A 12,396-nucleotide genomic window follows, 5' to 3' on the forward strand; every position below is an offset into this window, starting at 1 on the left:
GTCACCGAAAAGTGCGTTCTTCCATGTCGCAGCCCACTCTCCTACGGTAACTGAGTAACCACAAGCGACTCAGAAGGGCGGCTGACATGTCCATCACCCTGGTGAACCCAACCGAACTACCGAAGATCGACGCCTACGCTCAGATGGCCGTCGCGACCGGCTCCCGGCTGGTTTACATTGCCGGGCAGGTCTCCTGGGATGCCGACGGGACCACGATCGGCGCGCGCGACCTCGCCGCCCAAGTCGAACAGAGCTACCTCAACGTCGGCGCAGCACTGGCCGAGGTCGGCGCTACCTTCGCCGACGTGGCGAAGCTGACCGTCTACGTCGTCAACTGGACGCCGGACAAGATGACGCAGTTCGTGGACGGAGTCGCGAGGGCGGCCGCGAAGCTCGGCGTGACACCGGTGGCGCCGGGCACACTGATCGGTGTCGCCGCGTTGGCTTCGCCCGATCATCTCGTCGAGGTCGAGGCCACAGCCGTCCTCGACTGAGGCGGGCTGAGGAACCCCGCTAGGGCGGAGGGCATCACGCCCCGCGCCGGTTGGTCAACGATTCAGTTGCATGAGTGTGCGCGGACGGCGACCAGTCGTGCACCTCAAACCTTCGGTCGATTGTCGACGACCCTGCGTGATTTGAAGGTCTGCTGTTCATGCGTTCCCGGAGCGACTACCTTCACAGGCACTCTGATCTGGATCGACAGCTTGATCGCAGCCTCGAGCGACAGTCGCAGCTGCTCGACGTCTTCGGTGCCCATGCCTGGTTCATGCTCGACCTCGACGCGGAGTTCGTCGAGTGCGTTCTCACGGTCGACGAAGATGCGAAACTCGGAGCCAGTGCCGTCGACACCGCGGACGGCGGCCTCGATGGCACTTGGGTAGACATTGGCACCTCGAATGATGAGCATGTCATCGACACGACCGAACACACCGCGCGGGAGACGAGGGTAGGTGCGCCCGCACGGGCAAGGGGTGTCGTCGATGTAGCCTTCGTCGCCCATCCAGAACCGGATCATCGGCTGGGATTCTCGCCAGAGATGGGTTGCCACCGTGGCTCCCGACGTTCCTGACGGAACCGCGACGTTCGGGTCATTCGGATCGACGATCTCGGTGTAGTTCTCGTCCTGGAACAGATGCACTCCACCATCCGACTCAGTACATCCGATGTTGGACAGGAACGGGTACATCTCGGATGTCGAGCCGGCTGATGCGTCAACGAGCAGGGGGTTCCCCCACAGTTGGGTCAGCAGTTCTCGCACGGATGCGATGCTGGCACCAGGTTCGCCTCCGGCGATCAGCAAAGAGACCTTGCTATCGCGGACGTCGAGGCCGAGCTCGCGTGAGCGCTGGGCCAGATGTACCAGGTAGGACGGTGTTCCTACGACGACATCGCAATCCAGGGCGTGCATGAGTTCGATCTGCTTATCGGTCGGGACGACCGAGCCGGTGGGGAAGGTCGTCGCGCCGATCTGCTCAGTGGCCTGCAGTATCCCCCATCCGCCGAAGAAGAGCGCGAAGGGGAAGGTGATCTGGACGACGTCGTCGGGCCTGACGCCGGCACTCCACAGAGCCATGGCAGACGCCTCGCGGGCCCGGTCCCAGTCACGCTGGGAGACGCCGTACATCGTCGGCTTTCCCGTCGTTCCCGAAGAACCGTGGATGCGGGCCAGCTGATTACGCGCAACACCGAGGTAGTCGCCGAACGGCGGGTGCTGCTGCTGATTTTCGACCAGCATCTTTTTGGTGATCACCGGCACCTTTGCGGTGAAGTCCACCAAGGACTGGACGTCGGAGGGCTTGAATCCGTGGCTGTCGTAGTGCCGTCGATACAACGGCAGGTTCTCGTACACGTAGTGAAGCTGGTGCTGGATCCGGTCGAGGATCAGTTTGTCGCGTTCGTGACGCGGCATGGTCTCGCGGGCCTCGTCCCGGAATCGTGTAGAGCGCGCGCGGCGCTGAGCTTCGTCTCGCCTGTCGGTCATAACGTACCCTCCCAGGGAATTTTTTCTACCAAACCGTAGGTGGAAATATGGCCGCACATGATGTGTGCTGTCAAGCACTATGGTATTTTTTCTACCAAACGGTAGGTGGATTACCTGGAATCGAAAGAGGAATCATGCGAGTCAACGTCGACATGGGGTCGTGCCAGCACTACGGGCAGTGTGTCTTCGCCGCACCGGAAGTATTCGATCTCGACGGCGACGGCAAGCTGCAGTATCGAGTCGACGCAGCTGAGGATCAGCGCGCAGCGGTGGAGGCGGCTGCGGACGCGTGCCCCATGCAAGCAATCACGATTGTCGATTGAGGCCGCGTATGCGCACCGTGGCAGTTGTAGGTGGATCACTCGGAGGCCTCCGCACCGCGGAGACTCTTCGCAGTGCGGGGTGGACAGAATCCGTCGTCGTGATCGGATCCGAGGCGGATATGCCGTATACGCGGCCACCGTTGTCGAAGAAGATCTTGTCGGATGGTGGCACCTTCGACAATGTGCGACTACGTCCTCGGCTAGCGGACGACGACGTCGATTGGCGGCTCGGCGTTTCAGTCGCCAAGGCAGATCTGGCCGAGCGGCGGCTGTACCTGTCGGACGGGCAGGTCGTCGAGTTCGACGCGCTCGTCGCGGCGACCGGGGTGGCTCCCCGGACATTGCCGGTCTCGGGACCAGACGCTGGACGGCACACCTTACGGACACTCGACGACGCACGCGCGGTGCACCGAGAATTGGGGCCCGATCGGCGTGTGGTCGTCATCGGTGCCGGATTCATCGGATGTGAGGTCGCCGCCGCTGCCCGCGCGAAGGGGTGTGAGGTCGACGTTGTCTGCGCTGACGAGGTCGCCATGCTCCGTCCGCTCGGCCGCGAGGTAGGGCAGGCGATTCAGCGGAGCCACGCGGCGGCAGGGATACGTTTCCACTCGCGCAGAACGGTCCAGCGCTATGTGGGCACCGACCGAGCGTCCGGGGTCGTCCTCGACGACGGGTTGCATTTGACGGCGGATGTGGTCGTCGAAGCAGTGGGTTCGGCGCCGAATGTGAAGTGGCTCGAGGGAAACGGGCTCGATACCACCGACGGAGTGATCTGTGATTCGTGGCTTCGCATGGGAGGCGTTGCGGCGACCGCGGCGGTAGGGGATGTCGCGCGGTTCCCCAACACATTGTTCGACGCAGTGCCGCGTCGATTCGAGCACTGGCAGATGGCGGTCGACACCGCTCGTCAGGCGGCCCGCACGATCATGCACGATCTGTCAGAGGCGCCGGCGCCATTGTCGGCTTTCGAACCACTGCCCTCCTTTTGGTCGGACCAAGGGACGGTGCGAGTGGACTCGTTCGGGTCACCCGGGATTGCTGACAGTTTCGCGGTGCTCGAAGGTGACCTGAGCGGAGGATGTGCGGTCGGCTACTACCGTGCGGGTCGTCCGGTCGGGGTCGTGTTGATCTGCATGCCCCGCCGTAGCGGGCACTACCGTACGTGGATCGCCGAGCAGCTCTACTAGTTGTCAGCCTCTAGTTGTCGGCCTCGGTCTCGGTCTGACTCGGGAGCCGATTCCGTGGGCTCCGGCGTAGCGCTTCGGGTCCGCCCGTGGCCAGCGTCGCCGCGTCGGAGCCCAGTGACGTCAGGACCATACCGGCGAGCTGGTAGGCGAGTTCGCGCGGTGCGTATCTCCCACCGACGGAGTACCACTCGGTCATGCTGTTCAGCATTCCGAGGATGGCGACCGAGGACAGCCTGAGATCGATCGCGGGGTCGATGTCACCGGAGTCGACGCCGTCACGCAAGATCCCCATGAGCACGGCGTAATAGTCGTCCTCACTCCTGCTCAGTTGCTTCTGGCGCTGTGGCGACAACTGACTGAATTCACGTAGCCGGATCCGGAAGGTCCGCAGGTTGGCGGCCACGAAGAGCACATGTGAGTGGACGAAATCTGTCAGACGGTCGAGCGGAGCGCGGGGATCCTCGGACAACGATGCCACCGCATCCAGAGCTGTAACGTAAGCGGGCTCGATGATCTGAAAGAGAAAGTCTTCCTTCGAAGCGACGTAGTAGTACAGGCTGCCCTTCATAAGTCCGACCGCGTCGGCAATGCCCTGCATGCTGGTGGCGTCGTAGCCATTCTCCAGAAAAGCATCGGCCGCGGCATCGAGTACTTCCCGAACTCGTTCGGCGTCCGGCCCGCGGCGCGGCCGACCCCGCTTGGCCGCATTTTGGACCATCCTGCTCCCTCTCCATCGACGACCGTGGCCGAACTACTGGCTATTCGCCCGTCGGAGTCCGCACGAACCGCTCACCTGGTGAACGCGCTGAACAGATACCGCACAAAACGAGGTCTCGGAACCCCTTGGGCCCGACTGGATTCACGGTACAACCGCGGAGTGCGTCGCCTCCACTCCGGGTTCCTCAACCCAGATCGAATAACCCAGCAATCCGCGTGCATTGACCGACCCCGCTACTTGCGGCGATACGGCCAATCGCTGTGACAGCACCGTGACGAAACGGTGGGGGTGTCGAGTCTCGACACCCCCACCTGTACGTGCTGGACGGATGCGGCGACTGTCAACGGCACCCGCCGTCGACAGCTACTGGCGTCTCAGCGATTGATGACCGGGAACGACGTCATGCCGCGGCTGATCAGAGTCGGATGCCAGTGCTGCGCCGAGTCTGCGATTTCGAGGTCGGGGCACTTTTTTGCCAGAGCCTCGAAAGCGAGGTGGCCTTCGAGTCGGGCCAGGAAGTTACCCAGGCAATGATGTAGACCGAAACCGAATCCTACGTGTCGGTTCGGGGCGCGGGTGATGTCGAACGTGTCGGGATTGTCGAACACCGCCGGGTCACGGTTCGCGGACGCTTGTACCAGGTAGACGGTGTCGCCGGCGCGCATCTGGCTGCCGCGCAGTTCGACATCCTGCACAAGTCTGCGCATGGCCATTTTGGCCGGCCCGTCGAAACGGAGAACTTCCTCGACCGCCGATCTCGCCATACCCGGGTCGTTCTTCAGCAACTCCCACTGGCTCGGGTTCCGCAGGAAGGCGCGCATCCCGTTTGCGATCATGTTGGTCGTTGTCTCGTGCCCGCCGAAGATGAGCAACGCACAGGTGGAGATCACTTCGTCGTCGGTCAGTGGCGGATCCTGCTCGCGGGATTCGAGAATGCGGCTGATCAAGTTGTCGTCGGGCTGCTTTCGGAGCCGCGAGATATGCGACCGGAGGTATTCGGTCAGCTCCGTAAGCGCGCGCTGGGCACGTTCGTGCCGGTCCGAGGTCGACTTCGCGCCGAAAATGAGCACGACGATCTCGTCGGACCACTGCTTGAACAGCTCACGATCCTGGGCCGGAACCCCCATCAGTTCGGCGATCACGACTGCCGGAATCGGATAGGCAAGATCATGCACAAGATCGAAATCACCCGGCTGGGCGATCGCGCCCACAGCATCTGCGACCACCTTTTCCACCTGCGGTCGCATCGCCGCGACCGCTTTGGGTGTGAAGGCGGGCATCACCAACTTCCGGATCCGAGTGTGATCAGGCTGGTCGAGGAAGACCATCCAATGCTGGATAACGTCATAGGTGGCCTTCCTTGCCTGTCGCTGCTCGTCGGACAGGCGCTCGTTATACACCGGCCGCACGCGATCGGACGAGAAGACGGGATCGCGCAATGCCGTCACCACATCGTCGTACCGGTACACGAACCAGGCCCGATACTGCTCGTTCCAGTGCACCGGGCAGTTTGCTCGCATCTCGGCGAAGTACGGACTAGGGTCCGCAAGCCGTTCCGCGCTGAGAATATCGTGATCCATAAGCTCCTCATCCTCCCAAAATGGTTACAACACAACCATTTCCATCGATTCCCGCGGCACCGCCACCCATCGTCTCCACTGCGGCGATTCGGGCGTTGTCGACCTGACGCGCTCCGGCCTCCCCACGGAGTTGCCACACGGCTTCCGCGATCTGCGCTAGTCCTGTTGCGCCGAGTGCGTGCCCTCTGCTCAAAAGCCCCCCTGATGGGTTCACTGGCTGGTGGCCGCCAAGCCTTGTGTGGCCGGCCTTGACGAGTTCGAGGCCCTGACCAGCTGGAGCGAGTCCGAGCGCTTCGGTGGCGGTTACCTCACCGATCGTGAAGGCATCGTGGACTTCGAACAGACTCATGTCCTCGGGGCCGAGTCCAGCTTTCTCCCACGCCTCCCCCGCGACGGACTGCATGAGTTCGAACCCCCACGGGTGGATCGAACGGTGATCCCACAGCCGTCCGGATTGCAGTGCGGTAGCGAGGACCGCGATGTCCCGCTTGCCGTTCCGCTTGGGTCCGACCACCGCGGCCGCCGCAGCATCGGAGATGTCGCAGCATTGCAGCAGCGTCAATGGATCTGCCACCATCCGGCTGTTGAGAACTTTCTCAACCGTTGTTTCGCCCCCGTGCTGGGCGCGAGGGTTCATCGAACCGTGTGCGCGATTCTTGACCGCCACCAGGGCGAGATCGTCGAGCTCGACGTCGTACAAATGACCGTATCTACTGGCGGCAAGACCATAGATACCGGGCATCGCCAGGCCGGCCGCACCCTCAGCATCGTTGTAGGCGGGTGTGATCGGGCCGTTGAAGTGCGCAGTCATGGTCTCGACACCGAGACACAAGACGTTCTCGTATCGCCCCGACTCGACGGCATGGACGGCTTCGAACAGCGCGGTAGATCCGGTGGCGCATGCATTTTCGACAGTGACGATCGGGATACCGACGATGCCGAGTGTCTGCAGGCAGCGCTGGATCGTCCCCGTCACCCCGAAGACCGTTCCCGCGAAGACCGCATCGACCCTGTCGACTCCGGCGTCATCGAGAGCCTCCACGACAGCCTGCTGAACCAGGCTGACATCGCTCATGTGGGGTTGCCGCCCGAACATCGACGTGCCGACCCCGTATATCGCTGTTTTCATTCGCCCACTCCTGTGTGAACCGCGCACGCAAGCGGATTGCCGCGATCGGTGACAGCGACCAGCCGGGCCCGGGACCCCACTGGAATCAGGTCCTCTGATGTGTGGACCAGCACTCGGGGGCCGTCGTCCAGGACCAGGTACGCGACAGAAATGGGCGGAGTGTATCCGGGCACGGCGATGTGCAGACGCGTCGACGCGAAGACCTCCCCCTCCGGCCCGAACTCGGTCACCTCCAATGGATTTCCACAAACGGGACACCGAGGCGTGGTCGATGCCGTGGGATACCGACACGTTGTGCAGCGATTCCCCACTACGAATACCTCGCCCCCGCGCGTGACCACACGAGGCCGAGGATCAGGCTCCTCCATAGTTCAACCCTCTCGGATATAGGACGAATCGAGGCCCGGCTTCGGGTGCGGGCTTTCCATATATTTCTACCGTCCGTTTGGTGGAATAGTACCCACTTGGGTGGAGTACGTCTAGACGCACGGCCGGTATAGCGGAATCAGGTAGTTCTTGCGGCGTCACCGCCCTCGGCGTCGTAGCGGCCTGCCACCGTGGTCAGGTTCGCGAATCGACTGGCCGACAACAGAATTGCCCTCCGTGGGATCGGTTCCGTGCACGGAGTGCTGGAGTCGGTCGAACCGGCCGATGGCTCCCTGACTGATCCGCCGATACTGAATCGACTGATCACAGCGGTAGTCGTAGACGGCTCGGCTGCGGCCCGGTCCGTTGAAGTCGGTGCTGATCGAGATGCCGTTGATCTCGTGGTCGCCGGGCACGTGACGAAGCCCGAGAGCGATCCGACTGGCGTGGCCTGCTTGGCTGTCGGGCTCGGATGTCAGATAGAGGCACTCGCAGTCCCACTCCTCGGCCTGTCCCTGTCACCGCACGCTGCGCAGAACCGATCATGTGATGCCGCGTCGCCGGTGCCGCAGGCGCCCGATGACCCTGGAGGGCTTGACCGTTCAGCCGGGCGTCCAGGGGCAAGGCGAATACACTGGCCCCGTTGCGTTCCGAGCAGCAACCGAGAAATACTAATCCGCGACCGACACGGATTCACGTCCCGGTGCACCCTAGCGATAATTTCGGACTGCGACTGCTTGCGATAAATGAAAGCGATATGACATATGATCGGTACAGATTCGCCTCTTTTTCGACCATTAGAGATCAGATCACTCCGGGTGTCTAATCGAATTGTGATGTCGCCGATGACGCGAGCGCATTCCCCGAATGGAGTCCCCAAAGAAAACGTCGCCGATTATTATCGCCGACGCGCACATGGAGGCACCGGTCTAATCGTCACCGAGGGCGTAGCGATCGAGCACGAAACCGCTGTGGACAGTCCGTCGGTACCGCGACTTCACGGTTATGACGCCCTCGAGGGGTGGCGCCGCGTGGTGGACGCGGTGCACGACGCGGGAGGCAGGATCATTCCCCAACTCTGGCATGTCGGGCCATTGTGGGGAGCGATGGGAAAAGTCGACAGAGCGCTGAAGCCGATGCGGCCGTCAGGAACGTGGGGTGCGGCGGGCTCGACGTCGTATCCGAGGGAGTACGTCAGCCGCGCATTGAAACCCACCGCGCCTATGACCGAGGACGATATCGCCGAGGTCATCGCGGCATACGCCGGCGCGGCCGCCAACGCGCGGGCCGTGGGGTTCGATGGTGTGGCCATCCATGGCGGCCACGGCTACCTCCTCGACTCCTTTCTGTGGAGATCGACCAACACCCGCGACGATGCCTGGGGCGGCGATCTGGAGCGCCGGGTCGCCTTCCCGTGCGCCGTGGTCGCCGCGATCCGCGCGCAGGTCGGTCCCGACATGCCGATCGTATTTCGTTTCTCACAGCACAAGCAGCAGGACTACAGCGCGCGTATTGCCGACAACCCCGCCGAGCTCGGCGTGATCCTGCGGGCACTGGTGGACGCCGGTGTCGACGTCCTGGACGCGAGTTCGCGACGGTTCGACCTGCCGGCCTTCCCTGGTGACGACTTGTCACTGGCCGGGTGGGCCAAGAAGCTGACCGGTGCCACCACGATGGCGGTGGGAAGTGTCGGTCTCGGAACGTCGCTGCGGACAAGCCGAATCGATGGTGTGGCGGCGAGCCGAAACAATATCCCGGAATTGGAGCGACGTATGTCGATCGGCGAATTCGATCTCATCGCTATCGGCCGTCTCCACCTGGCGGACCCGCAACTGGCAAATACGCTCCAACGCAAATCTGAATTGCCGGACTATAACCGATCAGTCCACGAATCAAAACTTATTTAGCACATAATTCATGCCCGTTCAGGGCTGTGATAATTTCAATGTTCCGCGAGCGAGTGAAATCCATATGACCGTGACCGAGGAAACCGACTCTGCCGAGTCAGCAGGGGCGGTTGACAAACCGAACGACGCCAGAAAAGGTTGTCGCTGAGTGGAAACAGGACGGAGCGGTGTAGTGAGCGGACAGCCGTCGCAGGCTAATTCACCAACAGTAGCGACAGCGAGCACAGTAGCGTGCACCAACACAAAATTCACTGACTCGCAAAACTCGGACGAAAAATACTTAACGGCGGAAATTGCGAAAATGCAGTTTCCGGTGGGAACCTGCTTGTTCATGGTGAACGCGGGCGATACACCCGACAAACCAGGCAAAACATATGTTACCGTCCATCTCGACGTGGCTGCTTCGACAAGCCCAGACGACCTGCGTCCGGTCGCTACTGATATCGCACACCTTCTCAAGAAAACCGAAATAGGGCTGCGGACCTCGGTCGTGGATATCAATAACTGGGGTGCAGCGAAGCCGAAGTATCAAACGCTTCTAACTGATGAAAATTTCCAAGAACACCCATGGAACGGCGCGTCAACTAAGGCGGCCGAGATGGCGATCTGGAAGATCGTGGATCCAGAATGACGTGGACGACGATTTGGCTCGTCCGTAAATATCTGTAAGAAACGAATAGCTGCGGAGTGATTGCCTATAGCTAGAGAACTTAAGGTAGACGTCGATCTTCTCGAGGACGTTTCCAAGGTTTGACTAACCGAGGTGGCGCCAGAATTGGGGCAGACATCTGCAGATATCGACGAGTTAAAATACACGGGCGTGCAGTTCGGGTGGCAGGTCCCCGAAACCCAGTCCACGTGGTTGTAGAGCCACGTCGTGTTTGATTCGAGTCAGTCGATTTCGCAGCCCACCGAGTGGTGGGCGTGGATACACCGGGCAGCGTACTCGGCCGGGGTCAGGTAATTCAGGCTCGAGTGTCGATGTCGGTGATTGTGGTCGTCCTTGAAGTCGCCGATGACCACGCGGGCCTCAAGCAGATTGGTCCAGTGGTTCCGGTTCAGGCACTCCTTGCGTAGCCGGTTGTTGAACGATTCGATATGCCCGTTATTCCACGGCGTGCCCGGCGGGATATAGCTGATCCCGACCTTGTCGGTACAAAACTGTTGCAGCGCATGGGAAATGAACTCCGGACCGTTGTCCATCCGCGACATCCGCGGCGGCCCACCCCACATCGCGAACGTCTTATCCAGCTCAGCAACGAGGCGGTCGGCGGTGATCGAGCGTTCCACGATGTTCAGCAGCGAGATCCGGGTGTGCTCGTCGATCATCGATGCGATCTTCACCGCCTTGCCGTCGACGGTGGAATCGAACTGGAAGTCCAACGCCCACACCACCTTCGGTGCATCAGCATCGACCTGCGGCACCGAGGACTGTCCCGCGCGTTTACGGGGACTGTGGATCCGCCGCTGCAGCCCCTCCTCTTTCCACAGGCGGTGGACCTTCTTCTTGTTCACCACACGATGCTCGTCGTGGCGCAGGGCGGCCCAGGCACGCCGGAACCCGTGCATCGGGTTCTTCGTGCCGTAGGTCCGCAACCAGCCCCGCAACTCGGCGTCCGGGTCGGCCGGGGTCGCCGCGATCGGGGTCCTACGGTAGGTAGAGCGGTTGAGCCCAACGGCCTTGCATGCCAACCGTTCCGACAGTTTCAAGGATTCCTTGAGCATGTCCACAGCGCGGCGTTTAGCGGCTGGGCTCAGAATTTTCCCTTGGCCACCTCCCGCAGGGCGTCTTTCTCGAGCTCGGCATCGGCAAGCAGCCGCTTGAGCCGGCTGTTCTGCTCCCGCAGCTCCTTGAGCTCCTTCGCGGCGTCGGTGTCCATCCCGCCGTACTGGTGGCGCCAGTTGTAGAGCGTGGCTGCTGACACCTCCAGCTCAGCGGCGATCTCCTCACCGATCTTGCCTTGGGCGGCGAGCTCGTCAGCGTGACGCAGCTTACGCACGATCTCCTCGGCGGAATGCTTCTTCCGTCCTGCCATGTCTTTTATCGTCCTTCCAGCCCACGCGGGGCACAAGGACTCTACAACTAGCCGGACTCACCTACAGGGGACATGCCACGGGCCCCTCTCGCCGGGATTAGGGCTCATTGCAGAAGAGGGTGTAGTCGGGGCCTGTCGTTTTCGAGGCCGCCCGCACGGATTTTCACGCTCGGCTGCACTCCTATCCGGGCGCGACAAGACGTGTGCCGGGCTATGCACCGTCGTTACCATCGCGCAGGGAATGGATCATGCTCTGCAGGATCCGGAACGCGCCTGACTGCTCGGTCTCGGTCATGCCAGCCAGCATTCTGACCTCGACGGACCGGACCGCTACGGTCGCCTTCTCCAGGCTCCGTCGGCCGCGTGGCGTGAGCCGCGTGGGAAGAACCTTCCCGACGGGTGCCTCCGCCGGCCTGGTCACGTACCCGTCTCGTTCCAGGGCCTGGAGCAGCACGTTCATCGACTGCCGTGTCACGAACGCGCCCCGCGCGAGCTCGGAGTTCGACAAACCCGGTCGTTGAGCCAGCAGCTCGAGGCAGGAGTAGTGCGTCACGCTCATCCCGAGTGGCCGCAGCACCTCCTCCATGGCTGTGCGGAGAGCGCTCGACGCCTCTTTCAGTAGATAGCCCAGTGACGTCTCCAGGTCGACACCAAGACCGTCTTGACTCATGTCAGTATTCTGACATAGATTGATCTGTGTCAGAAAGCTGACACGAAAAGAGGAGCATCATCGTGCCCGCCACCGGCCCCGACTTCATCTCCCTCCAAGCGCGCGACCTCGACGCTTCGCAGGCGTTCTACGAGCAGTACCTCGGCCTCGTCCGCTCGCAGGCCGGACCTCCGCACGCCGTCGTCTTCGAGACGAAGCCGATCGCGTTCGCACTCCGCGACATCGTTCCCGGCACCGATCTCGCATCCGTTGCTCAGCCCGGCATCGGTGCCGCGATCTGGCTCCACGCCACAGACGTCCAGGCCATTCACGATGCTCTCGTCGCCGACGGTCACACCATCGTTTCCGCACCGATCGACGGCCCCTTCGGTCGGACATTCACCTTCGCCGACCCCGACGGCTACCAGGTCACTCTCCACGACCGCGCCTGATCGGCCGAATGCCACCGGACGATCACCGATCCCCGAAGGCCGCGGTTGCGCCCTAGGCTCGTGCGTGA

Annotated in this window: 13 protein-coding genes; 6 read left to right on the top strand and 7 right to left on the bottom strand. The window is 62.1% G+C overall.

Annotated features, from left to right (window positions below; genetic code table 11):
- Nucleotides 1-86: 86 nt before the first annotated feature.
- Nucleotides 87-494, top strand: a complete 408-nt coding sequence (locus LKE06_RS02130) for a RidA family protein (protein ID WP_227996727.1) — start codon at nucleotides 87-89, stop codon at nucleotides 492-494.
- 104 nt (nucleotides 495-598) lie between these two features.
- On the opposite strand, the gene LKE06_RS02135 is transcribed toward LKE06_RS02130, so the two are convergent.
- Nucleotides 599-1,981 carry a phenylacetate--CoA ligase family protein gene (locus LKE06_RS02135; RefSeq protein ID WP_227996728.1) on the bottom strand — a complete coding sequence of 461 codons (1,383 nt, stop codon included), beginning with the start codon at nucleotides 1,979-1,981 and terminating at the stop codon, nucleotides 599-601.
- Between the two features lie 134 nt (nucleotides 1,982-2,115).
- Between LKE06_RS02135 and LKE06_RS02140 the strand changes: the two genes are divergently transcribed.
- Both LKE06_RS02140 and LKE06_RS02145 read left to right on the top strand, forming a co-directional pair.
- Nucleotides 2,116-2,304 (top strand): ferredoxin, encoded by a 189-nt coding sequence (locus tag LKE06_RS02140; protein ID WP_227996730.1) that lies wholly within the window; start codon nucleotides 2,116-2,118, stop codon nucleotides 2,302-2,304.
- A gap of 8 nt (nucleotides 2,305-2,312) precedes the next feature.
- The gene (locus LKE06_RS02145; protein ID WP_227996737.1) at nucleotides 2,313-3,491 is read left to right on the top strand and encodes an NAD(P)/FAD-dependent oxidoreductase; all 1,179 of its coding nucleotides are present in this window, start codon (nucleotides 2,313-2,315) and stop codon (nucleotides 3,489-3,491) included.
- Nucleotides 3,492-3,501: 10 nt separating this feature from the next.
- Here the strand turns inward: LKE06_RS02145 and LKE06_RS02150 are convergent, their stop codons facing one another.
- The 4 genes from LKE06_RS02150 to LKE06_RS02165 all read right to left on the bottom strand — a co-directional run bounded on the left by LKE06_RS02150 (nucleotide 3,502) and on the right by LKE06_RS02165 (nucleotide 7,700).
- A complete protein-coding gene (locus LKE06_RS02150) occupies nucleotides 3,502-4,209 on the bottom strand; it encodes a TetR/AcrR family transcriptional regulator (protein ID WP_227996739.1) in 708 nt (235 codons plus the stop codon).
- A gap of 374 nt (nucleotides 4,210-4,583) precedes the next feature.
- The gene (locus LKE06_RS02155) at nucleotides 4,584-5,789 is read right to left on the bottom strand and encodes a cytochrome P450 (RefSeq protein WP_227996740.1); all 1,206 of its coding nucleotides are present in this window, start codon (nucleotides 5,787-5,789) and stop codon (nucleotides 4,584-4,586) included.
- Between the two features lie 7 nt (nucleotides 5,790-5,796).
- Nucleotides 5,797-6,918: a thiolase family protein gene (locus LKE06_RS02160; RefSeq protein ID WP_227996741.1), complete on the bottom strand. Its 1,122-nt coding sequence runs from the start codon at nucleotides 6,916-6,918 to the stop codon at nucleotides 5,797-5,799.
- Between the two features lie 524 nt (nucleotides 6,919-7,442).
- Entirely contained in the window at nucleotides 7,443-7,700 is a 258-nt protein-coding gene (locus tag LKE06_RS02165; protein ID WP_227996742.1) for a hypothetical protein, read from the bottom strand.
- Between the two features lie 348 nt (nucleotides 7,701-8,048).
- Between LKE06_RS02165 and LKE06_RS02170 the strand changes: the two genes are divergently transcribed.
- Nucleotides 8,049-9,191, top strand: coding sequence for an oxidoreductase (locus LKE06_RS02170; protein WP_227996743.1), 1,143 nt, complete (start codon nucleotides 8,049-8,051; stop codon nucleotides 9,189-9,191).
- Between the two features lie 172 nt (nucleotides 9,192-9,363).
- A complete protein-coding gene (locus LKE06_RS02175) occupies nucleotides 9,364-9,822 on the top strand; it encodes a hypothetical protein (RefSeq protein ID WP_227996744.1) in 459 nt (152 codons plus the stop codon).
- A gap of 260 nt (nucleotides 9,823-10,082) precedes the next feature.
- Here LKE06_RS02175 and LKE06_RS02180 read toward each other — a convergent pair.
- Nucleotides 10,083-11,227, bottom strand: a protein-coding gene (locus tag LKE06_RS02180) for an IS3 family transposase (protein WP_227996746.1) whose coding sequence is annotated in 2 segments (ribosomal slippage) — nucleotides 10,083-10,960 and nucleotides 10,960-11,227 — 1,146 coding nt in all. Because the reading frame shifts where the segments join, the coding sequence is not laid out codon by codon here.
- 211 nt (nucleotides 11,228-11,438) lie between these two features.
- On the bottom strand, nucleotides 11,439-11,897 hold the full coding sequence (locus LKE06_RS02185) for a MarR family winged helix-turn-helix transcriptional regulator (RefSeq protein WP_227996748.1): 459 nt from the start codon (nucleotides 11,895-11,897) through the stop codon (nucleotides 11,439-11,441).
- Between the two features lie 62 nt (nucleotides 11,898-11,959).
- On the opposite strand from LKE06_RS02185, the gene LKE06_RS02190 reads away from it, so the two are divergent.
- The gene (locus LKE06_RS02190) at nucleotides 11,960-12,328 is read left to right on the top strand and encodes a VOC family protein (protein ID WP_227996749.1); all 369 of its coding nucleotides are present in this window, start codon (nucleotides 11,960-11,962) and stop codon (nucleotides 12,326-12,328) included.
- The last annotated feature ends 68 nt before the right edge of the window (nucleotides 12,329-12,396 follow it).

Origin of the sequence: Nocardia australiensis, from assembly GCF_020733705.1 — a bacterium.
Classification (GTDB): domain Bacteria; phylum Actinomycetota; class Actinomycetes; order Mycobacteriales; family Mycobacteriaceae; genus Nocardia; species Nocardia australiensis.

What these genes read in the sequence shown, in the direction of transcription:
- LKE06_RS02130 (WP_227996727.1), top strand. Translation starts at nt 87, where the DNA reads ATGTCCATCACCCTGGTGAACCCAACCGAACTACCGAAGATCGACGCC.
- LKE06_RS02135 (WP_227996728.1), bottom strand. Translation starts at nt 1,981, where the DNA reads ATGACCGACAGGCGAGACGAAGCTCAGCGCCGCGCGCGCTCTACACGA.
- LKE06_RS02140 (WP_227996730.1), top strand. Translation starts at nt 2,116, where the DNA reads ATGCGAGTCAACGTCGACATGGGGTCGTGCCAGCACTACGGGCAGTGT.
- LKE06_RS02145 (WP_227996737.1), top strand. Translation starts at nt 2,313, where the DNA reads ATGCGCACCGTGGCAGTTGTAGGTGGATCACTCGGAGGCCTCCGCACC.
- LKE06_RS02150 (WP_227996739.1), bottom strand. Translation starts at nt 4,209, where the DNA reads ATGGTCCAAAATGCGGCCAAGCGGGGTCGGCCGCGCCGCGGGCCGGAC.
- LKE06_RS02155 (WP_227996740.1), bottom strand. Translation starts at nt 5,789, where the DNA reads ATGGATCACGATATTCTCAGCGCGGAACGGCTTGCGGACCCTAGTCCG.
- LKE06_RS02160 (WP_227996741.1), bottom strand. Translation starts at nt 6,918, where the DNA reads ATGAAAACAGCGATATACGGGGTCGGCACGTCGATGTTCGGGCGGCAA.
- LKE06_RS02170 (WP_227996743.1), top strand. Translation starts at nt 8,049, where the DNA reads ATGATCGGTACAGATTCGCCTCTTTTTCGACCATTAGAGATCAGATCA.
- LKE06_RS02185 (WP_227996748.1), bottom strand. Translation starts at nt 11,897, where the DNA reads ATGAGTCAAGACGGTCTTGGTGTCGACCTGGAGACGTCACTGGGCTAT.